Source organism: Streptococcus sp. KHUD_011 (assembly GCF_046352925.1).
Lineage (GTDB): Bacteria > Bacillota > Bacilli > Lactobacillales > Streptococcaceae > Streptococcus.
The window spans coordinates 1,574,159-1,596,498 of sequence record NZ_CP157578.1; the positions used below are offsets into that span (position 1 = coordinate 1,574,159).

A 22,340-nucleotide genomic window follows, 5' to 3' on the forward strand; every position below is an offset into this window, starting at 1 on the left:
AGGGAGCCCCGACCTCTAAAAGAGGTGCCCGAACAATATGATACCTAAAAATAGGACAATTGTCAATAGCTAACTTTTATTCCTCGATGTTTTCAGAATCATCGTCTGAAAACTCGTCGTCTTCTTCGTTGAGATCCACATCTTCTCCCAAGTCATCTGGAGCGATTTCGTTGATTTCTGCATCGTAAGCTTCCACTTCATTTTTCTCATCATCTGGATTTTCATCATCGTATGAAAGAGCTGGATCTGCTTCGTATGCATCTTCGTCTTCTGGATCATCAGCATTGTAGTCAATAGCATCTGAATCGCCATCCATGAAGGCATTGACACGTTTTTTCTTAGCTTTTGGTGCTACTTCATCGTCGTCATTTTCTTCAAGAGCGATGATTTCTTCGTCGATTTCGTCTACACCATACCATGAACGAAGACCCCATTTGTTGTCTCCAAGTGAGATGAAACTACCGTCAAAGTTCAACTCTGTGTAGAACAAAGGCAAAGCTTCGCGGATATCGCTGTTTGATGTTCCAAGGTAGTTTTGAATTTCGTTTACAAGATCGCTAAAATGCATCTCATGATCACGACCACGAAGTTCCAAGATAGCACGCGCTACCTCAATCATAGATAGTTCACTTTTTTCTTGCCCAGCAAATACTTCTAATTCCAAAGCGTTTCTCCTCATTTATACTACTATCGCCAGAGCAAACAGACTCTGACCTCATTTTATCATTTACTCTTTATTTTACGATAATTTTGCGGAATAGTCAAAGGTTAAGGGGGAACTAATACAAATCTTCTAAGCTTCTATATTCAATGATTTCATTTTTGATAATATTCTTTTTAAACTCAAAATGTTTTAAAGGATTATCAATTAACACTAACTTTGGAATATCATCTAGGTTGGTAACCAGAGATAAAATAAAATTTGATTGAAACTCTTTAGCTTTCTCAAATTCGTTGGCAGTCAAACGAATGCGACCCTTATATTTTCGAATTCCTTTAACTTCGGCAAGATAAGAATGTTCTTGGACATCTACCTGAAAGTCATATCCATCACCATAAAGACGGACATCGGACAATAGTCCGCCTTGAAATTTTTCTTCTTTATCAAAGTTGAGTATAAAATAATTCTCTGCCTCCATTCCCGTTTGCTGTAGACGTTTGAATTTAGTTCGAATAATTGGTTTTTCAATAGTTGTAATACCCATTTGCTTCCCTTCACTGGCAAGTAACACTTTAACTATTTCAGCATAACTATGAACATCTTCATTTCCAAACATCATATCAATTAAATCTTTACGAAAACGATAAACTTCAGCTTTCTGCCACCAACCTTTTCGATTATTGTCAAAATAAGGATCAAATAAATCCATTCTATTTTTTACAACTCCAGTTGTTTCAGCAATTCCCAGAGAAACCACATAGCGATAAAACTCCGACTTGCTAGAACATTGAAATTCTTTTATAAAAAGCTTGTCAAACTTAGCAAGACCATAGCCAATTAAATTTAACAATTCATAATGCGGGTGCTTATACTCAATGAAAATCAAAAATCAAACTAGGAAGCTAGCCGCAAGCTGTACTTGAGTACGGTAAGGCGACGCTGACGTGGTTTGAATTTGATTTTCGACGAGTATTAGACATCACTTTCTCCATCAATAAATATTGATTTCATTATACCAAAAAAAACACGGCTTATCACCGTGTTTCTGTGTTTATTTCACCAACTTCTTCATCTCATCAATACGTGCTACGGTAGCATCGTACTTAGCTTGGTAGTCGGCTTGTTTGTCGCGTTCTTTTTGGACGACTTCTGGTTTGGCATTGGCTACGAAGCGTTCATTAGAGAGCTTCTTACCAACCATATCCAGTTCTTTTTGCCATTTAGCCAGCTCCTTGTCGAGACGAGCCAGTTCTTCTTCGACATTGAGGAGGTCTGCCAGTGGCAAGTAGATTTCTGCTCCTGTGATGACGCTTGACATAGCGAGTTCAGGTGCAGGGATGGTTGAAGCGATTTCCAAGTGTTCTGGATTTGTGAAGCGTTTGATGTAGTTGACATTGCTGTTAAAGAAGGCTTCCAAGTCGCTATCGCTTGTCTTAACAAGGATGGTGATAGGTTTGCTTGGTGCTACGTTTACTTCCGCACGCGCATTACGAACGGCACGAATCAAGTCTTTGAGGCTTTCCACACCAGTGTGGGCAACAAGGTCTTCAAAGGCTGGGTTGACAGTTGGGTATTCTGCTGTCACGATAGAGCCTTCTGAGATTTGTCCAAAGATTTCCTCTGTTACGAATGGCATGATTGGGTGAAGGAGACAAAGGATCTTGTCCAAGGTGTAAAGGAGAACAGAGCGTGTGATGACTTTCTCTTCTTCATTTTCGCTATAAAGGACCTCCTTGGTCAACTCAACGTACCAGTCCGCAAACTCATCCCAGATGAAGTTGTAGAGGATGTGCCCAGCCACACCAAACTCAAACTTATCAAAGTTAGCCGTCGCTTTTCCGATAGTTTCATTGAGGTTGTGGAGAATCCAGCGGTCTGTGACATTCCCAGCTTCCTTGTTGACCACTTTTTCGACATTGGCAGTTGCTTGCTCAAGGGTCAAACCTTCATTGTTCATGAGGATGTAGCGAGAGATGTTCCAAATCTTGTTAATGAAGTTCCATGAAGCATCCATTTTCTCATAAGAGAAGCGCACGTCTTGACCTGGTGCAGAACCGTTTGAAAGGAACCAACGCAGGCTATCTGTTCCGTACTTATCAATAACATCCATCGGGTCAATCCCGTTACCGAGAGATTTAGACATTTTACGGCCTTCCTCGTCACGAATCAGACCATGAATCAATGCATTTTTGAATGGCGATTTGCCAGTAAATTCCAAACCTTGGAAAATCATTCGAGATACCCAGAACGGGATAATATCATAACCAGTCACCAAAGTTGATGTTGGATAATAACGTTTGAAGTCTTCTGAGTCGACATCCGGCCAGCCCATGGTAGAGAATGGCCAAAGGGCAGAACTGAACCAAGTATCCAAGACGTCTTCGTCCTGAGTCCATCCGTCGCCTTCTGGAGCTTCTTCACCGACATACATTTCACCTTCTGCATTGTACCAAGCAGGGATTTGGTGGCCCCACCAGAGCTGACGAGAGATAACCCAATCATGGACATTTTCCATCCATTGGAGGAAGGTATCGTTGAAACGTGGAGGGTAAAATTCGACCTTATCCTCTGTGTCTTGGTTGGCAATAGCATTTTTGGCCAATTGGTCCATCTTGACGAACCACTGCGTAGACAAGCGTGGTTCAACTACGACACCTGTACGTTCTGAGTGACCAACACTGTGGACACGTTTTTCGATTTTAACGAGGGCATCGATTTCTTCCAACTTAGCAACGACTGCCTTACGAGCTTCAAAACGGTCCATACCTGCAAATTCGAAGGCTAAGTCATTCATAGTACCGTCGTCGTTCATAACATTGACTTGTGGCAAGTTGTGGCGTTGACCAACCAAGAAGTCGTTTGGATCGTGGGCAGGTGTAATTTTAACCACACCTGTACCAAACTCAGGATCAGCGTGTTCGTCTCCAACGATTGGAATTAATTTATTAGCGATTGGAAGAATAACATTTTTACCAATCAAATCCTTGTAGCGTGGGTCTTCTGGATTAACCGCAACGGCAACGTCCCCAAACATGGTCTCAGGACGAGTTGTCGCAACTTCAAGGGCGCGTGAACCGTCTTCTAGCATGTAGTTCATGTGGTAGAAGGCTCCTTCGACATCCTTGTGGATTACTTCGATATCAGAAAGGGCTGTGCGAGCTGCTGGGTCCCAGTTGATGATAAACTCACCACGGTAGATCCAACCTTTCTTGTAAAGGTCCACAAAGACCTTACGAACGGCTTTTGACAAGCCTTCGTCAAGAGTGAAACGCTCGCGAGAGTAGTCTACAGAGAGCCCCATCTTGCCCCATTGTTCCTTGATAGTAGTGGCATATTCGTCTTTCCATTCCCAGACCTTGTCGAGGAATTTTTCACGACCTAGGTCATAACGCGTAATACCCTCACCACGTAAGCGCTCCTCAACCTTAGCTTGAGTGGCAATACCAGCGTGGTCCATACCTGGAAGCCAAAGCGTATCAAAGCCTTGCATGCGTTTTTGACGGATGATGATATCTTGCAAAGTTGTATCCCAAGCGTGACCAAGGTGAAGTTTACCAGTTACGTTTGGTGGCGGAATAACGATTGAATAAGGCTTAGCCTTTTGATCGCCTGAAGGCTTGAAAACATCGGCATCAAGCCATTTTTGGTAACGACCAGCCTCAACCTCGGCTGGATTGTATTTTGGTGAAAGTTCTTTAGACATGTGTTTGTCCTTTCTCTATTTTGTTCATTTTATTTTGAATTTGCTTAGCAGCTTCTTCTGCTGACAAATTCGTATTATTTATTTTAAAGTAATGGTGCAACTCATTCGGTTGATGTTGAGAATTTAATTGAAGTGTTTCAGCAGTCTCTAAAATTTCTCTTTCAGATACCTCAATATGTCGTTTTAAGGGTTTGTGCTTTAATCGATTCTCCGTTCGATTTCGATGTATGCGCTCTTCAAGACTTGTTTCCAACTCAACAAACAGAATCTCTTGATGATAATCATTCAACAAACTCTGAATTTGCTTTAAATACATCAGTTGGTACTGATTTGAAAAATCAATTACGTCAGTTAAAATTACTGATCTCTGATTTCTTGCACTTGCTCCAAGGAATGAAAAGGTGATTCCACGAACAAATTCCCACATTTCCTCTGTATAATCCTGATAGATTTCCAGTGCAAAATCGATAGCTTGATGGTTATAAAATAGGGTAGCATCCGTCAGTCGAGATAATTCTTGACCAATGGTCATTTTTCCTGATGCTGGAGCACCAATGATGAAAAGATGCATCAAATCACCTCCCACTCACTCCTCAGCAAACCATATATCAGACTGTCACAGCGGTTTCCTTGAATATCTTTACGGTCTCTTATGCGAGCTTCAAGGGTAAATCCAAGTTTTTCTGCGACTCGTTGACTTTGGAGATTGTGACCAAAACAACTCAGTTCAATCTTATGAAGCCCCAGGTCTTTAAATCCTAAGTCAATCAAAGTACGAGCTGCTTCTGGTACATAGCCACGGCCCCAGTGGTCTGGGTGCAAGGTATAGCCAAGCTCTAGTACATCATCTGCATGACGGTGATTGAAGTCAACAGAACCAATGACTTTATCGATTCCTTTGACGACAATCCCATAGCCAGCTGGGAGATTTTCCTTTTGATTGCGCTCAGGAAGGATATGCTCCAGATAATAAATCTCATCTTCCAAGGTCTTGACGGGCGGAAAACCTGCTGGATAGACGACCTCTGGCAAACTAGCGTAGGCATGGATATCTTCAGCGTCCGCCACTGTACGGACTCGTAAAACAAGACGCTCAGTTTCCAATCGTTCTGGTAATTCAACTCTTGACATCCTTCTTCCTCGCTTTCTTGATAAAGCTCCCCATAGGGTCAACACGGTTATCTAAATAGCGATAAACGCGCTGGTGACCGTCCCCCATAAAGTAAGTCGGTGAAAAACAGTCATTTTTAAAATGTCCCTTATCATCCAAGAGTTCAGGATTAGCCAGTCGGTCAAGAATCTTAGCAAAGATGTGGCAAATTCCATCTTCTTCGATAATCCGATCCACTTGGCAATCCAAAACAACTGGACAAAACTCCAAAATCGGAGCATGAGTCCGTTCAGAAATCTCGTAGTCTAGTCCTAGATGTTTCAGTTTCTCCCGATGACTGATAAAGCCGGCCTGCTCCATCGCAAGCATGGAAGTTTCATCAGGAATATTTACGGTGAACTTCTGATAGTACTTTATCTGATCAGCCGCATTTTCCTCAGCACCAACACCGATGACTAGCCAATCTCCCAGACTATAAGAGGAGCTGCAAGTCGTAATATTGTGTCCAAAATTCTGGTCCTGATACCCCAAAATGAAGATAGGAAAACCATAATATAGTTTACTTGTGTTAAAAGATTGCTTCATAACAACCCCCTTTGACTAAGACGCAAAAGAAAATCCCTGCCATCTATATGACAGGGACGAATGTATTTATCCGCGGTACCACCCAATTTCGGGCAGCGCCCGCAACTCTTATCTTTAAAATAAAAAGACAGTAATATTTCATTTTTCATCCATCAGCAACCAGTTTTGACACATTTGTGGACTTCTCAGCACCGCCACTTTCTGTAAAATGCGGGATTCAAAACACCTCTGATGGCTTTATTGTAGCAAGTTTTTCTTGGAATTGCAAGGGACAAGAAAGATTACTTGAACTTAATGCCGTTTTCTTTCAATTTCTTGATGGTAGCTGGGCCGATTCCTTTCAAGGCAAGGAGTTCTTTTTCAGTCCAGTTTTTGAAATCTGACGCAGACTTGATTCCCTCATCATAGAAAGTTTTGGCACGGTCAAGTGGAAGTCCACCCAAGTTTGCTGCAAAATCTTCCACAGAATTGGCTACTTTTTGAGCTTGCTCTTTAGTAGCTTCTACTGCTTGCTCAACTTTTTTAGAAACAGCCTTACCAGCTTCGCTTGCTGACTGTTCTGCACGCTTCACGACTTTTTTTGTCTCTTCTACAACCTTAGTCACAGTACTTGAAAAAGCACCTGCACGACGGAGGCTATTTCGTAATTGTTTTTTACGATTGAGTTTCTTTGACATGATAAAATCCTTTCAATAAAAAACCCCTGCTCTGACAAGGATTTAATATAAATATTCTATCAAGATTTTAGTAAAAAATCAAGAATCTATCTCGTTTAATAATTTCTCTCACCAAACAAGCCTTCTGGCAAATCATGGAATCCCTTACCTGCCTTGAAATTTTCAAACTTACCAAGCAAAAACTGATACGCATCCAAGCGACTTTCGTAGCGAATCATGGCATCTTTGGCACGTTCGTCTTGGTCTTCTTCGTAGACTTTTTGGCTTTCCTTATGCGCCATGTCGTTGATCATGATTTGGGTATTGACCCAAGCTTCAAATTCCTTCATAAATTCTTGTTCGTAACTCATTTTTTCTCCTTATTCTAATCCACGGAAATAGTCCGTATCAATCTCACGGTAGGGTTGAATATTCTGAACATACTCCAGCACCCCTTGGAATTCTCTCTCTTCATCGTGCACTGCTGCGTAGGTGATATGGACAAATTTACCTCGCGACTCAGACTTAAACCACATTTCATACTTATCCTTAGTACCCTCACGAAGTCCCTTCATGATAGTTTTGACCTTGTCCAAGTACTTAGGCGGATGGCAAAGTTCAACATTGCGCCCAACTTGTGAAGGGGTCCGTTTGAAAATCATCTCATCAGCTGGCGTATTGTCATTGTAATACTGGAAAATATCGTCTTTATTGACAAAAGTAATCTCCATAGGGAGGTGATTGAGGATGAGATTAGCCTGCTCGACCGAGAGATAGCCATTGCCAAAAGCCTGTTGACTATGGCGGTCCAACACTGCTTCCTTTTCCTTAGGGGTAAAGGTAATGGTAAACTGTCCTTCTGGCGTATCGATAACCTGCTGAACTTGTCCCTCTGCCGTATCTAGCTGTACGGGCTCCTCTGCACTCTTTTCCTCAACAAAACTCTGACGTTCTGGCACCCATTTCTCAGACGGACGGATGATGGCATAACCATAGGCGTCGCTCTCCTCCGCAATCTGAAGCCAGTCATCCTGGGTAAAGGACTCAAGGAGAATCATGAGAAGGATGGATTCTTCCTTGAAAATCATACTTTCAAACTCTGTCGCAAAGGATTCAAAAGTATCTTTTACAGTGGAAATCGGCACTTCAGGTAGTGACTTGGCCGTCGCTAAAGCTGTTTGAAAGAGTTCCCTAATCTGGTCATCCACTCCCCACATGACCTTAGGAGGAGAATCGTGTCCATATCGCTCCATGATAGGAAAAAAGAGTTCTTCTTTACGTTGGTAATGGATGTCAAATTGCCCCACAAGTCCCATCTGACGAACCAAGCCCTTGCGCATCTCCGCCAGCATTTCCTCGTCTTCCATAGACTCATAGGTATCCAGCAATCTACGAATGCGAATCAAGGCCGCACGGAGAGCCAGATTTTCTTCCTTAAAGACCCGAACTGGGTGGCCAGGATGCTCGGTATCCTCTACTTCGACACCCTTTACTGCATTTTTAAAAAGATTGGCATGGACATCACAGAGTTCCATGACATCTTCAAAGGTGACACCTGAGTCTGAGTTCATCAGCTCGTGCTCCATAAGGGAAATCTCAATGGCCGATACACCTGTAAAGGTCGCATCAAAACGCTCCTGAACCGACTCAGGAGAGGCACCATTGTGCAATTCTAACAAAATATCCCGCAGGACATGAATCCGTTCATCTACCATTAGTCTAACCCAATCACTTCGTAGCCGTTTGCTTCCAGTGTGCGAACAATCTTGTCCATAGGAGTTCCTTCAAGCTTAGAACCCTGCTTAAGCGATACTTTACGACCAACTGTATTGCGCATTAAGGGATTGGCAAGGGGTTTAAAACCCAACTCCACTAGAATCTCTAAGACCTCTGGATGCTTGTCCACCACTTCTGCAACAGGAATTGACACATCGATGATATTGTCCATTACGACCTCCACTGAATATTCTAAAATGATATTACTGCTTATATTATACCATATGAAAAGAGATTAAAAAACTAGCAGTGGAGTTCCTGCTAGTTCTCTGCGATTTGGATTACCATCTAAATAAGTTTAAAGAGCCAATCCAATATTTTAAATAATAGCTTGTAAAACAGCAATTGGACTGCAAAAGAGATGATCATCCAAACGAATTTCACAATCCCAATAATCGGTTTGATAAAAATAATGGCAAGAATTGCCCAGAAAAATTTCATTCTCTCTCCTCTGGCTTGATGAGCCACCGAGCCGTATCCATTAACTTGTCTGCAATAAAGAGTTTCCCTAGACCGACAACGACATTATCATCTTTCTTTATCGTTTTCATTACTTTTACACCTTGCACGGTCAAAAAGTAATTACCGTAAGTTTTAGCTAGAGTTTTTATAAGTCCCATATTATCTTCCCTCGTTTAACTACACTTTCAAAATGTTAACGATACCAGCCTTGCTGGCTATTGCTGAAAAATCGTTTTATCTCACTCTTTCATTTCCTATAATATCATACAAGTTGAATTTTATAAAGCTTTTTAATAATGTTTAACTCTGGAAAGATTCCGCCAGCATGTTTTATTGCTTTTTCCTCCACCAAAAAAGAGGGTTTCCCCTCTTCTTTAGTTCTTATCCAGATTGCGTAGCATTTCGTCAATCTTGTTCCCATACTCGATGGACTCGTCTTTGACGAAGGTCAAATCTGGGATTTTGTACAATTTCAAATTGCGACCAAGTTCTCGTTTGATGGTACCAGTTGCTTTTTCAAGTCCAATTTGGGCTTTTTGATTATCCGAAGCAAGGTTACTCAAAATGGTGTAGTAAACCTTGGCAACAGACAAGTCACCCAGCATCTGAACATCTGTGATGGTCACACCTTGGACACGCGGATCACGGACCTTCTTTTGCAAAATCTCATTGACTTCACGTTTGATTTCCATGCCCACACGATCCGTACGGAAATGATTTGCCATGATATTCCTTTCTCTACTTTGAACCAAAAGCTAGGCCAGCAGACCTAGCTATTTTTAAACTTTTTGATTTTCAGTTCAAATTGAAACGAAGTTCAATTTGAAACCACCTGCTTCTTTCGCTGTGGTGAAAGTGATGGAACTGATTTATCAGTCCCATCACAGGGGATTTTTGAGACCTTAGGCTCAAAAATAAGCAATGAAACCATTGGTTTGCTTGCGTCCCTCACCATCTAAGAAAGGAGCAAAAATCTTATCTCTTGATTTCTTCCATGACATAAGCCTCAATCACATCATCAGTCTTGATGTCATTGTAGCCATCGATCATCAATCCACCTTCACGACCGTTTGTAACTTCTTTGACGTCGTCTTTGTAGTGTTTCAAGCTTGCAAGTTCACCATCATAGATAACGACACCGTCACGGATAACACGGACTTTAGAGTCACGGGTAACCTTACCGTTGATAACCATGAATCCACCGATAGTTCCCACTTTAGACACCTTGAAGGTTTCACGAATAACTGCTTCACCGATAACTTTTTCTTCAAATTCTGGATCAAGCATCCCTTTCATGGCTTCTTCCATCTCTTCGATAACCTTGTAGATAATGCTGTGGAGACGGATTTCCACATCGTCAGCTTCAGCTTGTTGACGAGCTTGCGGTGTAGGCCGTACGTTGAAACCAACGATAAAGGCATTTGAAGCTTCGGCAAGGGTCACGTCTGATTCGTTGATGGCACCAACTGCAGAGTGGACGATGGTCACTTTGACACCTTCCACATCGATCTTTTGAAGTGATGCAGAAAGGGCTTCAACTGAACCTTGTACATCAGCCTTGATGATAACGTTAACAGATTTGAGTTCACCAGCTTTAAGGGTATCAAAGAGGTTTTCAAGGCTGACACGTTGGGTAGCTTGACGTTGTTTCATGAGGGCACGTTTGGCACGCTCTTCACCGGCTGCACGCGCAGATTTTTCATCTTCGTAAACGGCAAAGTGGTCACCCGCCATTGGCGCTTCGTTCAAACCTGTGATAGAAACTGGTGTTGATGGTCCAGCAACTTTAACACGACGACCAAGGTCATTGGTCATAGCACGGACACGACCGAAAGTATTTCCGACAACGATTGGGTCTTGAACATTCAAGGTACCTTGTTGCACAAGAAGGGTTGCAACCGCACCTTTTCCTTTATCCAAGCGCGCTTCGATAACTGTACCAATCGCACGAACTGTTGGGTCTGCCTTGAGTTCTTGGATTTCAGCCACAAGAAGGACTGTTTCCAACAATTCTTCGATGTTTTGGTTGAATTTAGCCGAGATTTCAACAAATTCAGAATCTCCGCCCCAAGCTGTTGACATAACTCCATGCTCTGCCAATTCACCGATAACACGTTCTGGGTTGGCACCTGGTTTATCAATTTTGTTGATGGCTACGATGATTGGAACGTTGGCCGCTTTTGAGTGGTTGATGGCTTCGATAGTCTGAGGCATAACCCCGTCATCTGCCGCTACAACCAAGATAGTAATATCGGTAACAGACGCACCACGCGCACGCATCGATGTAAAGGCCGCATGTCCTGGTGTATCAAGGAAGGTGATCTTCTTGCCATTTTCCACAATTTGGTAGGCACCGATATGCTGAGTGATACCACCTGCTTCACCTGTCGCAACACGAGAGTTACGAAGGGTATCTAGGAGAGTTGTTTTACCGTGGTCAACGTGTCCCATGATAGTTACAACTGGTGGACGCTCAACCAACTCATCTTCATTAAGATAACCATCTTCGACAAAGAAACGTTCGATATCGGCATTATCCACTTCAACCTTTTGTTTGGCTTCGATACCATAATCCACCATGAGGAGTTCAATTGTTTCCCCATCCAAGGATTGGTTTTGTGTGGCCATGACACCCATCATAAAGAGTTTCTTAACGATTTCAGCTGGTTCACGTTTGATACGTTTTGCGATTTCCGCAACGGTCATACCATCTGTATACTCAAATTCTGTTGGCAATTCATGGAATTTACGTTCTGTAACAGGTTTTGGAGTCTGATTACGGTTGTTCTTGTTATTGCCTTTTTTGTTCTTTTTGTTGTTATTCCAGTTACTATTTCTTTGATTTCTCACTTGATTTTGACTACTTCGATTCTTTTGTTGTTTTCTAGGACCATCTTCTTCGCGATCGTAATCATCGCGCTCTTTGTCTGGTCGGGCTTGCTTCTTACGACGTGTATCCACTGCAACTTCTTTTTTCACAGGAGCTGTTTCAACCACTGCTTGAACTTGTTGCGCTTGTTCAGCTAACTTAGCAGCTTCTTCAAAGATTTCCTCTGGCTCCTTGCGTTTGTTAGCTTGAGCCAAGGCTTCTTTGGCAGCCTGAGTCTGCTTGAAACGTTCCTCGCTTGAACGAGCGTACTCTGCGTTTTGCTCTGCTTTCAGGGCTGCTGCACGGGCTTTAAAGTCAATGCGTGGAGTCGCTTGATTTGGACGTTTGTCCTCTTGTTGACGGCGCTCGTTTCCACGATTTTGCTGACCTTGCTGTTTTTTAGCTTGATCATTAAAGCGACGATTGTCGCGGTTGCCTTGACCTTGTTTTCCGCCATTACGGCCGTCATTTTTCTGACGGTTGCCGTTTTGTTGTTGGTCACGGTTATTGCCCTTATTTTGCTTGCGTCGTTCTGCCTGCTCTTTGGCACGGGCTTCACGCTCAGCCTTGAAATTACGGCTTTGCGGTTTTGTTGCTACTTTTTCTGCCTTCGGAGCAACTGGCTCAGCCGGTTTTACCTCTTCCTTAGCTACAGCTGGTTTAGCTGGCTCAGATTTTTCGGCTTTCTTTTCTGCACTTGCTTTTGGTGCTGCAGGTTTTGCTTCTTCTTTCGGAGCAGCTGCAGGCTTAAAGCTGGCAGCGATTTTTGCAGCGACAGCTTCTTCCACACTTGATGAGTGGCTTTTCACATCCAAGCCCAACTCTTTTGCACGCGCTACAACTTCTTTACTTTCTTTTCCAAGTTCTTTTGCGATTTCGTACAATCTTTTCTTAGACAAATCATGTCCTCCTCTTCTATTCCATAAGAGACCTCATTTTCTTTGTAAATCCAGCATCTGTTACAGCCAAAACCTTTCTCGATTTCCCGACTGCTATGCTTAATTCCAGTGTTGAAAACACGGTTACAATTTCTACTTGATAATAATGACTTTTATCTTGAATCTTCTTGGTCAGATTGGGTCCAGCATCATGGGCTAGAAAGACCAACTTGGCCTTGCCATCTTGAATGGCCTTGACCACCAATTCTTCACCCGATATGATACGCCCTGCTCTCTGAGCAAGTCCCAAGAGATTGCTTATCTTTTGCTTATTCAAGTCCTAACTCTCTTCTTTTCACTTTGTGATCCACATAAGCGATCAACTCGTCATAAAAGCTTTCTTCCACTTCCATGTCAAAGCTACGGTTAAAGACCTTCTTCTTTTTAGCCTCTAGGGCTTCTTTATTGTCTAGCTTGATATAAGCGCCACGGCCATTGGCCTTGCCTGTCGGATCGATAAAGACTTGTCCTTCCTTGTTTTTGACAATGCGGAGCAAATCACGCTTATCAATCACTTCATTGGACACAACAGACTTGCGCAAAGGGATTTTTCTCGTTTTCATCTTTCCCTCCTCTAGCAGCTTTTATTCTTCTACAGTATCGTTTTCTGCTTCCAAATCTACCGAACCAGCTTCTTCCATGGCTTCAAATTCGCTAGCAGACTTGATATCGATACGGTAACCAGTCAAGTGAGCTGCCAAGCGAACGTTTTGTCCACGACGACCGATGGCAAGAGAAAGCTTGTTATCAGGAACAACCACCAAGGCACGTTTGCTGTCGTTTTCGTCAAAGATAACTTGGTCAACCTCAGCAGGAGCGATGGCATTGTAGATAAATTCAGCTGGATCTGCTACCCACTCGATAACATCGATATTTTCTTCGATTGGTACCATACGGTCGCTCTTGGCATCGTAACGAGCTGGGTGGAATTTACTAGTAATCTTCTTGATATTCGCACCACCACGTCCAACGATTGTACCGATAGCATCCACGTTTGGATTATGACTGCGAACTGCAACCTTGGTACGGTCACCAGCTTCACGAGCCACGCTCATGATTTCAACAGTTCCATCATAAACTTCTGGAATTTCTTGCTCCATCAAGCGTTTGATCATTTCTGGATGGCTACGGCTAACAAAGACGTTCACACCACGAGGGTTGTCTTCAACCTTGTAGACATAAACTTCGATACGATCGTGGGAAGCAAAAACTTCTCCAGGTATTTGATCTTGTTTTGACAATTGGGCTTCGATACTACCAAGGTTGACATAGATAAAGCGGTTGTCAAAGCGTTCCACTGTACCAGACATGATTTCTTGCTCATGTTCTTTGTAAGTATTATAAGTGATAGCACGTGTTTGCTTGCGCATTTTTTCCATGATGGTTTGTTTGGCAGATTGGGCTGCTACACGACCAAACTCAGCAGGTGCTTCTTCAAACTTGATCTTGTCTCCAAGTTCATAGGCTGAATTAATGGCAAGAGCATCTTTCAAGCTGATTTCCAAACGGCTATCAAATACTTCATCAACCACTTCACGGACAGTATAAACGGTAAAGTCACCTGTTTTTTCGTTGAAGTCAATAGCTACGCTATCAGATTGACCATAGCGTCTGCGATAAGCAGAACGAAGCGACTCTACTACTGCGTCGATGATATCTTCTTTTTTGATTCCCTTGTCTTCTTCCAAAATGCGGAAGGCCTCTAGCATTTCTTTACTCATGTTTTCTTCACTTTTGAATCCTCAAAAGCTATCCTTTCTTTTTCTATAATTTAACTGCTAAACGTGCTTTTGATACTAAACTGTATGGAATTTGGACGGTTTTCTTACGCGTCTTGTCCATATATTCCATGGTCAACTCGTCCTCTTCGAAGGCCAACAAGGTTCCTTCAAAAACCTTTTGCTTATCGATGGCTTGGTAGAGCCCGACATGGATGTATTTCCCAACCGCACCGGCGACAGCATCCTTAGTTTTCAAAGGACGTTCCAAGCCTGGACTGGTGATTTCTAGGAAATATTGTTCTGGGAAGGGATCTGGCTTGATGGTGTCTAGGACAGGACTTATAATTTCTGTCAAGTCTGCCGTATCGTTCAAGGTAATTCCTTCAGGTTTATCTACAAAAATACTGAGAATCATGTCACTGCCAATCTTTCCATACTCGATATCCACGAGTTCGAAAGGTTCTTGAATGACAGGTTCTACAACTTCTCTGACTAATTCTACGATTGTTGCGATTGCGTCCACCTCCTCATAAGCAAGAGGCGAAGATATTTCCCCGCCTCTCTTTCTCATATTCTTGATACAAGTATAACACAAATCGAACCAACCTGCAAGGATTTGACCTTGAAGCTTTTTGTCTGAACTTACACGACCACACTTTTCTTTTACTGCGTCTCTCCTAATAAGCCCAAGTCGTATTTCCAAGTTAAAATGCGTCTGACAGACTCATCAATACGTTCTTCTGTCAAGTCTCCAGAGGAAATTTTCTTTAATAGATAAGGGATCTGGGTTTGATAGGATGATCCTAGAATCAGGTCATTTCCAGCTACAATCACTTGAAAAGCAGCCTCGTCCTGACTGACAAAATCGGCTATTCCTGCCATATCAAAATCATCCGTCATAATGACACCTTTGAAATGCAGTTCCTTACGAAGAAGGTCCGTGATTTTCGGTGAGATGGATGACGGCACCGTATCAATTTTAGAAGGGATGTTGTGAGAGACTAAGACACTATCTGCCCCTGCATCTATCCCAGCTTGAAAAGGAAGAAAATCGGCTTGTCTTAATTCATCCAGAGAACGATTATCTTGGATAATGGCAGTATGACTGTCTCCATTATCGCCATATCCTGGAAAATGTTTCAAGGTTGACCCAACCCTACTCTTTTTAAGTTCTTCTACAACCTGTTGAACATAGCTTGCAGTTGTTTGAGCATCTTGTCCAATCGTTCGATCATAGATAAAAGCTGAGTGATCCCTTGCAATATCTGCAACAGGGAAAAGTCCAGCATTAATCCCAACAGATTTTAGTAGTTCTGCCTTTTGCTTCGTATCAGAAAGCACCGCCTCCATTCCCCCTTGCTGATAAAGTGCCATAGGAGATTGGAAAGGAGTTTCTAAAATCGAACTGATACGAGTCACTGTCCCCCCTTCTTCATCTGAACCAATCAATAAAGGAATCTGTGCAGCAGCTTGGTAGCCTTTTGTCAAAGCCTTTATATCCTCTATGCTTCGTCCCTCAAAATCTCTTCCAAATAAGATATAACCAGACAAATGATAGGATTTGAGATCTTCTATCTGATGATCAGAAGGAACTCTGGCCCAAAACAATTGTCCCACTTTCTCTTCCAAGGTCATCGTGGCTAATCTGTCTTCGATAACCTTATTTTCCTCAACTTCACTGGTTTCAATAGTTGTCTCAGTTTTTTCTACTTGCACCTCTTTTTCAGCCTGCACCTCTATTTGTCTATGTTGTTGATAATCGGAAAAAATTAAACAACCTATGATAAGGATAAAGAAAAGATAGAATACAAGAGGGTTTATACTATTTCTCATAACCTTTTCATTATACCACTTATCTGGCCGCAAATACACACTTAGCAAAAAGCAACTGTTTTAAAATTAAAGTAAAAGGACCTAATCCTGTGCAATACAGAACTAAATCCTTGGAATATATGATTCGTTTAACTTTTTGAGTAAGAAACAGTTTTTGAAATCCCTTTAGATTAAAACTGAGCCTCAACTCGGTAGATAACTTGCCCCTTGTTGGAGAATTTCTGCTCGTATTCTGTCATGACATTGCCTTCAAAATCACTGGCATGTAAATCGAGCCAAACACCATTGAGCTTCATGCCATATTGAGAAAAACTCACTAGGCTGTACTCAAACAAGCCACGGTTATCCGTTTTGAAATGAATTTCTCCATTTTCAGGTAAGATACGCTTGAAGGTATCCAAGAAAGTCTTGTAAGTCAAACGACGCTTTTCATGGCGTTTTTTAGGCCATGGATCTGAAAAATTCAGATACAAGCGATCAATTTCGCCATCTTCAAAGTAGTCAGTCAAGTCAGAACCATCTACCCACAAGAGCTTGATATTAGGCACTCCAACTTCAAGGACCTTGTCTAAAGCATAACTCAAAACAGACTTTTGAATATCAATCCCGATATAGTTGATGTCAGGGTTTTGCTTGGCCATACCTGAAACAAAGGCACCCTTTCCACTTCCAACTTCCACATGAATAGGATTGTCATTGCCGAACAAGTCCCGCCATTTCCCCTTGGCTTCCAAGGGATTGAGGACCACATACTGGGGATTTGCCTCTAGTAATTCTGTCGCCCCTTTACGATTTCTAACTCTCATCTTCTCTTTCCATACTTGTCTCGGAAGTGACGCAGGCCATGAATCTCCCGATTGACATTTTCTAAATCTTGGTTCATATAATACTTGGAAATCTGGCTCAAGTAAGACAGTTGACCATACCAATACAATTTATTTAATACCGTTTGATTGTACTTATAACCGTAGTAGGTCAACCATTCCTTCCACTGATGTTCTGGAATATAATGGCAGAGCATATGGGCCACATCAAACATGCGATCGGTCAAGCGAACCGAATCCCAATCTACCAAATAAATCAAGCCACTATCTGTCTCAATCCAATTACTATGTCGTACATCTCCATGGACAATGGTCGCATGGTCCTCTCTAAATCCTGGAATAGTCTGACGTAAATCAGCCATCACTTCACTGATAAAATGATTTTTACGCAAAGCATCTGGAGCCGTTTCCTGCCAAGACTGTAGTAAATCTACAGGTGTTTCCATGGCATACCCCAAACGACTCAACTGTGTCATCAACGGACGTGAGCGATGAAGACGGGTTAAAATATTGACGATTTGCTTACGATTCATATCATAGGGGGTCAATATCTTGCCTGTCAACCATTCTTGAGCACACATATCACGCCCATCTGCCAAACGGCGACTCCATAATAATTGTGGAGCAATTTGTTCTCTAGCTAGACCAGGTAGGATTGGAGAGGTGTTCATTTTTACAAAGATGCGCTTCCCATCAGGATAGCTACCAATATAAGCCTTGCCACTTTTCCCAGGTATGGGAGTCAGTGTTAGCTCATTATCACCCAAATCCATTTCTTTCCTCCGTATAAAGTTTCCTTACTATTCTACTAGTTTTTGGCCTATTCGTCAACCGCTCCACGCCCGATTCTCAAAGAAAAGCATCTCAATCGGCTCAGGCTATCATTATAACTTGAAAAAGGTAAGCACCGTCTTCTGCTTACCTTTTCATGATTTTTATAAATAATATAAGAGTGGCCAAGCATTGTAAAACATGTGAACTAGAGTAGAAACCCATAGGTTTTGGCTCTTTTTATAAGCAAAGCCCAGTAACAAGCCCCCAAGTAGATAAAAAATAAACGAAGGGACATTAGAAGGTCCATGCATAAAAGAAAAGAGAGAGGAAGTCAGTACAATCCCTAACCAAGAATTGTCAAAAACCGCACCTTGAAGAAGTCCTCTGAAAATGAGTTCCTCCTGGATGGGTCCAAAAACTGAGGAAGTCAAAATCAAAGACAGGGAAATTCCTCTGCTGACTTCCGCCAAGTGTTGAACTCCTGCGCCAGAAGAAACAGCGAAGAAATGAATATAAACTAGCGTCTCAAGAACGCTTAGAAAAAAGATTGCAATGAAAAGCAAAAGTTGTTTCTTGCTTAACATCCCAAAAGAAACCATTTCAAACTTTCTAGCATAAGTAACACTCAGCGATGTTACAAGAAGACTTACAATAATCAGTTCAGATTCATTTTGAAAAAAATCCCCGTGGTTAATCGTATAAGGAACTGTGATGACGATTAGTAGTACTAAAATTCCAAAACACAAGGCATGAAATTTATCAAAAAACTTCATAAAATTAGCCTCCTCAACAAACAAACTTCCCTACAAGTCATCCTTTAGCTCTAATCTTTCCAAAACAAACCATTTTAGTAGCCAAAATCCGACAACATAGCCAGCCCCTAAGAATATAGCCATAAAAGCTAGCATGGGATTCAGAAAATAAAAAATCACAACAGATACAAAGGTTAGCACAAAAACATTAAAGGCAATCGTGTCAGAAGCCAAGACCAGAATATAAGGTGTCAACCAGTCTAAGGTTTTGGAATCTAGGAAAAATAAGTGTTTATACATGATAATCTCCTCTATGGCTGAAAAGCAAGACTTTTGTTTTTTACCCCAAGACCCTATGTAGAAAAGTGAGCAAAAATGGTAAGTTTGCGATGATATTATTAACAATATGAATCGAATAAGAAGGATAGATACTCTTCGTATAACGTGTCAGCCAGGCATATAGACAACCCACTGCCGTATAGACAAAAATATCTGCGAGACTTGGCAAGCTAGAAAAGTGGGGCAAGGCAAATAAGAATGACGGAAAGAGAAGATCCAGCCCCCACCTCGAATTCTTAAAGAAGGCATGTTGAAGCAGTCCCCTACATACCAATTCTTCCATCAGAGGTCCTAGTACGATTAAAGTTAGGTAAACACCAAACTCCGCAAAATTTGTCTCACTATAGGCAATAAACAAATTCCACCCTTCATTGGTCCCCTGAACGTGTTTAGCTGTCAGATAGTTAAAACAGATAAGCACAACAGCTGCTAACACAGTCAGAACCGAATAGCTCAACCACTTTTTCCTAGGGATGCGAAAGAGATAAGCATGGCCCGATCTGACCAAAATCCAAACCATCAAGCTGATAAAGAGAAGGCTGATGATGTTTCGAATCCAGATAAGATTTCCTACCCAAGACGAGAACTCCCAATAATTGCTCCAAAATTGGGTTGTCCAAAACAGTCCGAAAAACAGAAACAAATAAGAAAGAATTGCACTCGCTTTGAAAAGAATAGGATGTTTTTTCATAGCTTTCTCCATTACAATTAAATGATATCTAATCATTTTCTAAAATTTGATAACTTTTGTGAAATGTTTTAGCAGAAACAACTCTATGATTGGTAATATCTATATAATCACCTGGATAACCGAGAACATACATCCCATAACCAGCAAATCCTCCTCCAACTGTTCCAACTAGACCAAACTTGATATTCGTTGCGAGAGAAGTGTTAAGACCTGCCATTAAAATGCGCACATGATTATCCAACCAAACCATATAATTTTTTTGAAAAGCTTCCTCTACCCAACTTGGTTTAGGAGTTGCTTGACCAATTTCCCAAACATCAACAATTTGATTCCCATATTTTGCCTTCATAGCTTCAATCCTTTTTAAATACCATTACATGAGTTTGGAGTTCCCCCTATACCATAAGGACCACATGGTTTTGAAAAATGTATAATAGGCCACTTACCATTTAATTGATCCAAAATTGGAGAAGGTGCTAGCCCACCCAATAAACCAGAAAGCATATCTCCCCAACCTCCGAAACTTCCTTCAACTTTCGCAAGCATCTCAGTATCCATCATTTCAAATTGTGACATCGTTTTTGTATTCATAACAAAAACTTCATTATCCCCTACTTTTTATAATACTTCAAGCCCCACATGAGTAGAAGCATAATAATCAAGCAGAGAATAGCGCCAATATAGGCAATTAGTTGTTGGTAGAATTCTCCTGCTGTGATACCTCTATACAAACAGATAATAGACATAAAGCCCGTCAAGCCGATGAACATGAGCTGATTGGTTCTAGGACTAACCAAATCATCATTTACTTATATTTAAGTGCATCTCTTTTATATTAGTGTATGTTAACACTAAAAAACAAGTTAGGCCAATAATATTTAAAATGAATAATAACGGGGTTAAATCTCTAAAAAAATTATCCACTGACTCTACAAGAAATACTATACATATTATAGTCGAAACTATCTTTTTCTTATCCATAATTATTTACTCCTTTCCTAGCAAATCCAGCTTATCAATCAAGAACGATTTTTAACGGAATGTAGCAGCACCCGTTGCAACTTTGACAATTTCAGTATAGCACTATTTGTTAAAGTTTTTCATCCAAACCTTGAATTGTCATCGAGACATCTTGAATTGCAAAAACTTCATTAGCCCCTACTTTTTATAATACTTCAAGCCCCAAATGAGCAACAGCATGATAAGTAAGCAGAGAATAGCACCAATATAAGCAATTAATTGTTGGTAGAATTCTCCTGCTGTGATACCTCTATACAAACAAATAATAGACATAAAGCCTGTCAAGCCGATATACATGAGTTGATTGGTTCTAGGACTAACCAAATCATCATCTTCAAACTCTCTTATCCTCATCTCCCTAGTGAGGTAAACAGTGACCAAAATGGAAGCTAAGTTAATAACCACTAAAAGAAATTGGAGGACTAAGGAAAAATTTAAAAACTGACGAGATAGAAATAGATAAGTAGAGACAATCAAGGGCAACTGACCTAGGAACAATCTCGCAAGGAAGATATTCCGTTTTTTAGCAAGAAAAGTTTTCATTTCTTTGCTCCTTTCTTTTTAGTTAAAGCAAAATAGATCTTAACTGCAATCAAATAGGTTATGGTATAAAATAGATGATACCAAATACTCTCTCTAAGCGGATAAAGAAAGATAGACATGATCAGATACAAGGTTAAAATAATAAATATTTTTCTCTTCATAAGAGTTCCTCCTAAATGTATGCTTTATATTAGTTTAGCTACAACCTTTACACTGCTAGTATAGCACTCATTTTGACCTTGGATCACTCAAATCATAAATGGTCATCAAAACATCTTGAATTGTAAAAAATTTAAAAAGCAAGAATGAAAAACATACTTGCCCTTTACACCGTATTGATACCAACTTAATTTGTAGATTTTTCCTCCTGCTATCACATATCATTGTAACAGGCGAAACAATATTAAAGAAACTCCCCTGTAGATTAAACTCGCGATAAAAAATCTTTTTATCTAATTAGATCTATCTTTATTCTTCTTTGGAGATTTTAAAAATTTTTTTCTAATTAAATTATCCATATAAGGACCAAATATACCAACGACTAAACCAATAATAAAACTTTTAAAATCCATAATTACCTCCAAGTACAGCTCCTCTACTTACAGGCTCAAGCCTTTAAGCAACCGTAATATCCAATTGTAACATTGTTTTTGCATTCACGAGGAATACCTCTTTTTATTTTCGTCCTATTGCAACCTTAATAAGGTTAGTGTACTACTATTTTTTAAAATTTTCTATCCAAATCATAAATGGTCATCAAAACATCTTGAATTGTTAAAAAATTTAAAAAGCAAGCATGAAAAACATACTTGCCCTATGGGAATTTAACAATAATCGAAAACTATTCAGCCTTACTTCCGTCTGTTCTGATAGATTCTCATAATTGCAACAAGGATACAGGCTGTCCCACCTGCTAAAACCAGAAGAGTAATGATAATGTTGAGAATTTCAGGCGTCCTCTCTATTCTGTTGACAAGACGGACTAAGGACAAGACTGTCAATAAGAGTAAAGCTACTGACCCTGTCCGAATTAAAGAAGCCATTCGGTTCTCAACCGCATATAAAAATGATGGTAACATAAC

General features: G+C 40.9%; 30 protein-coding genes. All 30 read right to left on the reverse strand.

What is annotated here, in order from left to right; all coding sequences use genetic code 11:
* Positions 1 to 76 precede the first annotated feature (76 nt).
* The gene (gene rpoE / locus ABKJ27_RS07545; RefSeq protein ID WP_031227756.1) at positions 77 to 664 is read right to left on the reverse strand and encodes a DNA-directed RNA polymerase subunit delta; all 588 of its coding nucleotides are present in this window, start codon (positions 662 to 664) and stop codon (positions 77 to 79) included.
* 115 nt (positions 665 to 779) lie between these two features.
* Entirely contained in the window at positions 780 to 1,538 is a 759-nt protein-coding gene (locus ABKJ27_RS07550; protein ID WP_410012145.1) for a DUF3883 domain-containing protein, read from the reverse strand.
* Positions 1,539 to 1,712: 174 nt separating this feature from the next.
* A complete protein-coding gene (locus tag ABKJ27_RS07555) occupies positions 1,713 to 4,364 on the reverse strand; it encodes a valine--tRNA ligase (protein ID WP_410011624.1) in 2,652 nt (883 codons plus the stop codon).
* Positions 4,357 to 4,935, reverse strand: a complete 579-nt coding sequence (locus ABKJ27_RS07560) for an AAA family ATPase (RefSeq protein WP_261195670.1) — start codon at positions 4,933 to 4,935, stop codon at positions 4,357 to 4,359. Before ABKJ27_RS07560 ends, ABKJ27_RS07555 begins: the two co-directional genes overlap by 8 nt.
* Positions 4,935 to 5,495 (reverse strand): GNAT family N-acetyltransferase, encoded by a 561-nt coding sequence (locus tag ABKJ27_RS07565; protein WP_261195668.1) that lies wholly within the window; start codon positions 5,493 to 5,495, stop codon positions 4,935 to 4,937. Before ABKJ27_RS07565 ends, ABKJ27_RS07560 begins: the two co-directional genes overlap by 1 nt.
* Positions 5,482 to 6,060 carry a flavin reductase family protein gene (locus tag ABKJ27_RS07570; protein ID WP_261195666.1) on the reverse strand — a complete coding sequence of 193 codons (579 nt, stop codon included), beginning with the start codon at positions 6,058 to 6,060 and terminating at the stop codon, positions 5,482 to 5,484. The genes ABKJ27_RS07565 and ABKJ27_RS07570 overlap by 14 nt, the downstream gene beginning before the upstream one ends.
* Before the next feature lie 281 nt (positions 6,061 to 6,341).
* Complete coding sequence (locus tag ABKJ27_RS07575; RefSeq protein WP_000038631.1) at positions 6,342 to 6,737, reverse strand: helix-hairpin-helix domain-containing protein; 396 nt, start codon at positions 6,735 to 6,737, stop codon at positions 6,342 to 6,344.
* Between the two features lie 95 nt (positions 6,738 to 6,832).
* Positions 6,833 to 7,087, reverse strand: coding sequence for a DUF1912 family protein (locus tag ABKJ27_RS07580; protein WP_000119707.1), 255 nt, complete (start codon positions 7,085 to 7,087; stop codon positions 6,833 to 6,835).
* A gap of 9 nt (positions 7,088 to 7,096) precedes the next feature.
* Complete coding sequence (locus ABKJ27_RS07585; protein ID WP_410011625.1) at positions 7,097 to 8,431, reverse strand: DUF438 domain-containing protein; 1,335 nt, start codon at positions 8,429 to 8,431, stop codon at positions 7,097 to 7,099.
* On the reverse strand, positions 8,431 to 8,664 hold the full coding sequence (locus tag ABKJ27_RS07590) for a DUF1858 domain-containing protein (RefSeq protein WP_000368739.1): 234 nt from the start codon (positions 8,662 to 8,664) through the stop codon (positions 8,431 to 8,433). Before ABKJ27_RS07590 ends, ABKJ27_RS07585 begins: the two co-directional genes overlap by 1 nt.
* 116 nt (positions 8,665 to 8,780) lie before the next feature.
* On the reverse strand, positions 8,781 to 8,933 hold the full coding sequence (locus tag ABKJ27_RS07595; protein WP_261195661.1) for a hypothetical protein: 153 nt from the start codon (positions 8,931 to 8,933) through the stop codon (positions 8,781 to 8,783).
* Positions 8,930 to 9,112 (reverse strand): hypothetical protein, encoded by a 183-nt coding sequence (locus ABKJ27_RS07600; protein WP_261142244.1) that lies wholly within the window; start codon positions 9,110 to 9,112, stop codon positions 8,930 to 8,932. The genes ABKJ27_RS07595 and ABKJ27_RS07600 overlap by 4 nt, the downstream gene beginning before the upstream one ends.
* A 216-nt stretch (positions 9,113 to 9,328) precedes the next feature.
* Positions 9,329 to 9,679: a 30S ribosome-binding factor RbfA gene (gene rbfA, locus ABKJ27_RS07605; RefSeq protein WP_001273601.1), complete on the reverse strand. Its 351-nt coding sequence runs from the start codon at positions 9,677 to 9,679 to the stop codon at positions 9,329 to 9,331.
* 250 nt (positions 9,680 to 9,929) lie between these two features.
* A complete protein-coding gene (infB, locus tag ABKJ27_RS07610; protein WP_247928057.1) occupies positions 9,930 to 12,722 on the reverse strand; it encodes a translation initiation factor IF-2 in 2,793 nt (930 codons plus the stop codon).
* A 16-nt stretch (positions 12,723 to 12,738) separates the two neighbouring features.
* Complete coding sequence (locus tag ABKJ27_RS07615; RefSeq protein ID WP_001041390.1) at positions 12,739 to 13,038, reverse strand: YlxQ-related RNA-binding protein; 300 nt, start codon at positions 13,036 to 13,038, stop codon at positions 12,739 to 12,741.
* Positions 13,031 to 13,324: an RNase P modulator RnpM gene (rnpM, locus tag ABKJ27_RS07620; RefSeq protein ID WP_000857567.1), complete on the reverse strand. Its 294-nt coding sequence runs from the start codon at positions 13,322 to 13,324 to the stop codon at positions 13,031 to 13,033. The genes ABKJ27_RS07615 and rnpM overlap by 8 nt, the downstream gene beginning before the upstream one ends.
* 21 nt (positions 13,325 to 13,345) lie before the next feature.
* Positions 13,346 to 14,482, reverse strand: a complete 1,137-nt coding sequence (gene nusA / locus ABKJ27_RS07625) for a transcription termination factor NusA (protein WP_000032285.1) — start codon at positions 14,480 to 14,482, stop codon at positions 13,346 to 13,348.
* A 43-nt stretch (positions 14,483 to 14,525) separates the two neighbouring features.
* Positions 14,526 to 15,005, reverse strand: a complete 480-nt coding sequence (gene rimP / locus ABKJ27_RS07630; RefSeq protein ID WP_000338698.1) for a ribosome maturation factor RimP — start codon at positions 15,003 to 15,005, stop codon at positions 14,526 to 14,528.
* A 140-nt stretch (positions 15,006 to 15,145) separates the two neighbouring features.
* Positions 15,146 to 16,315, reverse strand: a complete 1,170-nt coding sequence (locus ABKJ27_RS07635) for a glycoside hydrolase family 3 protein (RefSeq protein ID WP_410011626.1) — start codon at positions 16,313 to 16,315, stop codon at positions 15,146 to 15,148.
* A 170-nt stretch (positions 16,316 to 16,485) separates the two neighbouring features.
* Complete coding sequence (gene trmB, locus ABKJ27_RS07640; RefSeq protein WP_001266095.1) at positions 16,486 to 17,121, reverse strand: tRNA (guanosine(46)-N7)-methyltransferase TrmB; 636 nt, start codon at positions 17,119 to 17,121, stop codon at positions 16,486 to 16,488.
* The gene (gene ccrZ / locus ABKJ27_RS07645; protein ID WP_410011627.1) at positions 17,118 to 17,912 is read right to left on the reverse strand and encodes a cell cycle regulator CcrZ; all 795 of its coding nucleotides are present in this window, start codon (positions 17,910 to 17,912) and stop codon (positions 17,118 to 17,120) included. Before ccrZ ends, trmB begins: the two co-directional genes overlap by 4 nt.
* A gap of 162 nt (positions 17,913 to 18,074) precedes the next feature.
* Positions 18,075 to 18,686, reverse strand: coding sequence for a CPBP family intramembrane glutamic endopeptidase (locus ABKJ27_RS07650; RefSeq protein WP_410011628.1), 612 nt, complete (start codon positions 18,684 to 18,686; stop codon positions 18,075 to 18,077).
* A gap of 30 nt (positions 18,687 to 18,716) precedes the next feature.
* Positions 18,717 to 18,965, reverse strand: coding sequence for an immunity protein BlpZ (blpZ, locus tag ABKJ27_RS07655; protein WP_000276512.1), 249 nt, complete (start codon positions 18,963 to 18,965; stop codon positions 18,717 to 18,719).
* Positions 18,966 to 19,005: 40 nt separating this feature from the next.
* Positions 19,006 to 19,695: a CPBP family intramembrane glutamic endopeptidase gene (locus ABKJ27_RS07660; protein ID WP_410011629.1), complete on the reverse strand. Its 690-nt coding sequence runs from the start codon at positions 19,693 to 19,695 to the stop codon at positions 19,006 to 19,008.
* A 28-nt stretch (positions 19,696 to 19,723) separates the two neighbouring features.
* Positions 19,724 to 20,044 carry a hypothetical protein gene (locus ABKJ27_RS07665; RefSeq protein ID WP_000645118.1) on the reverse strand — a complete coding sequence of 107 codons (321 nt, stop codon included), beginning with the start codon at positions 20,042 to 20,044 and terminating at the stop codon, positions 19,724 to 19,726.
* A 14-nt stretch (positions 20,045 to 20,058) separates the two neighbouring features.
* On the reverse strand, positions 20,059 to 20,286 hold the full coding sequence (locus tag ABKJ27_RS07670; protein ID WP_410011630.1) for a ComC/BlpC family peptide pheromone/bacteriocin: 228 nt from the start codon (positions 20,284 to 20,286) through the stop codon (positions 20,059 to 20,061).
* Positions 20,287 to 20,306: 20 nt separating this feature from the next.
* On the reverse strand, positions 20,307 to 20,492 hold the full coding sequence (locus tag ABKJ27_RS07675; protein ID WP_410012148.1) for a hypothetical protein: 186 nt from the start codon (positions 20,490 to 20,492) through the stop codon (positions 20,307 to 20,309).
* 361 nt (positions 20,493 to 20,853) lie between these two features.
* Positions 20,854 to 21,258, reverse strand: a complete 405-nt coding sequence (locus tag ABKJ27_RS07680; RefSeq protein WP_410011631.1) for an immunity protein — start codon at positions 21,256 to 21,258, stop codon at positions 20,854 to 20,856.
* A 452-nt stretch (positions 21,259 to 21,710) separates the two neighbouring features.
* On the reverse strand, positions 21,711 to 21,830 hold the full coding sequence (locus tag ABKJ27_RS07685; RefSeq protein ID WP_410011632.1) for a PncF family bacteriocin immunity protein: 120 nt from the start codon (positions 21,828 to 21,830) through the stop codon (positions 21,711 to 21,713).
* A 279-nt stretch (positions 21,831 to 22,109) separates the two neighbouring features.
* Entirely contained in the window at positions 22,110 to 22,301 is a 192-nt protein-coding gene (locus ABKJ27_RS07690; protein ID WP_247932365.1) for a hypothetical protein, read from the reverse strand.
* Positions 22,302 to 22,340: the final 39 nt, after the last annotated feature.

What these genes read in the sequence shown, in the direction of transcription:
- ABKJ27_RS07560 (WP_261195670.1), bottom strand. Translation starts at nt 4,935, where the DNA reads ATGCATCTTTTCATCATTGGTGCTCCAGCATCAGGAAAAATGACCATT.
- ABKJ27_RS07590 (WP_000368739.1), bottom strand. Translation starts at nt 8,664, where the DNA reads ATGGACAATATCATCGATGTGTCAATTCCTGTTGCAGAAGTGGTGGAC.
- ABKJ27_RS07680 (WP_410011631.1), bottom strand. Translation starts at nt 21,258, where the DNA reads ATGAAAACTTTTCTTGCTAAAAAACGGAATATCTTCCTTGCGAGATTG.
- ABKJ27_RS07585 (WP_410011625.1), bottom strand. Translation starts at nt 8,431, where the DNA reads ATGGTAGATGAACGGATTCATGTCCTGCGGGATATTTTGTTAGAATTG.
- ABKJ27_RS07660 (WP_410011629.1), bottom strand. Translation starts at nt 19,695, where the DNA reads ATGAAAAAACATCCTATTCTTTTCAAAGCGAGTGCAATTCTTTCTTAT.
- ABKJ27_RS07690 (WP_247932365.1), bottom strand. Translation starts at nt 22,301, where the DNA reads ATGGCTTCTTTAATTCGGACAGGGTCAGTAGCTTTACTCTTATTGACA.
- ABKJ27_RS07575 (WP_000038631.1), bottom strand. Translation starts at nt 6,737, where the DNA reads ATGTCAAAGAAACTCAATCGTAAAAAACAATTACGAAATAGCCTCCGT.
- ABKJ27_RS07650 (WP_410011628.1), bottom strand. Translation starts at nt 18,686, where the DNA reads ATGAAGTTTTTTGATAAATTTCATGCCTTGTGTTTTGGAATTTTAGTA.
- rbfA (WP_001273601.1), bottom strand. Translation starts at nt 9,679, where the DNA reads ATGGCAAATCATTTCCGTACGGATCGTGTGGGCATGGAAATCAAACGT.
- blpZ (WP_000276512.1), bottom strand. Translation starts at nt 18,965, where the DNA reads ATGTATAAACACTTATTTTTCCTAGATTCCAAAACCTTAGACTGGTTG.
- ABKJ27_RS07580 (WP_000119707.1), bottom strand. Translation starts at nt 7,087, where the DNA reads ATGAGTTACGAACAAGAATTTATGAAGGAATTTGAAGCTTGGGTCAAT.
- nusA (WP_000032285.1), bottom strand. Translation starts at nt 14,482, where the DNA reads ATGAGTAAAGAAATGCTAGAGGCCTTCCGCATTTTGGAAGAAGACAAG.
- ABKJ27_RS07670 (WP_410011630.1), bottom strand. Translation starts at nt 20,286, where the DNA reads ATGAATACAAAAACGATGTCACAATTTGAAATGATGGATACTGAGATG.
- rnpM (WP_000857567.1), bottom strand. Translation starts at nt 13,324, where the DNA reads ATGAAAACGAGAAAAATCCCTTTGCGCAAGTCTGTTGTGTCCAATGAA.
- ABKJ27_RS07555 (WP_410011624.1), bottom strand. Translation starts at nt 4,364, where the DNA reads ATGTCTAAAGAACTTTCACCAAAATACAATCCAGCCGAGGTTGAGGCT.
- ABKJ27_RS07570 (WP_261195666.1), bottom strand. Translation starts at nt 6,060, where the DNA reads ATGAAGCAATCTTTTAACACAAGTAAACTATATTATGGTTTTCCTATC.
- ABKJ27_RS07600 (WP_261142244.1), bottom strand. Translation starts at nt 9,112, where the DNA reads ATGGGACTTATAAAAACTCTAGCTAAAACTTACGGTAATTACTTTTTG.
- ABKJ27_RS07685 (WP_410011632.1), bottom strand. Translation starts at nt 21,830, where the DNA reads ATGGATTTTAAAAGTTTTATTATTGGTTTAGTCGTTGGTATATTTGGT.
- ABKJ27_RS07665 (WP_000645118.1), bottom strand. Translation starts at nt 20,044, where the DNA reads ATGAAGGCAAAATATGGGAATCAAATTGTTGATGTTTGGGAAATTGGT.
- ABKJ27_RS07635 (WP_410011626.1), bottom strand. Translation starts at nt 16,315, where the DNA reads ATGAGAAATAGTATAAACCCTCTTGTATTCTATCTTTTCTTTATCCTT.
- trmB (WP_001266095.1), bottom strand. Translation starts at nt 17,121, where the DNA reads ATGAGAGTTAGAAATCGTAAAGGGGCGACAGAATTACTAGAGGCAAAT.
- ABKJ27_RS07565 (WP_261195668.1), bottom strand. Translation starts at nt 5,495, where the DNA reads ATGTCAAGAGTTGAATTACCAGAACGATTGGAAACTGAGCGTCTTGTT.
- ABKJ27_RS07595 (WP_261195661.1), bottom strand. Translation starts at nt 8,933, where the DNA reads ATGAAATTTTTCTGGGCAATTCTTGCCATTATTTTTATCAAACCGATT.
- ccrZ (WP_410011627.1), bottom strand. Translation starts at nt 17,912, where the DNA reads ATGGATTTGGGTGATAATGAGCTAACACTGACTCCCATACCTGGGAAA.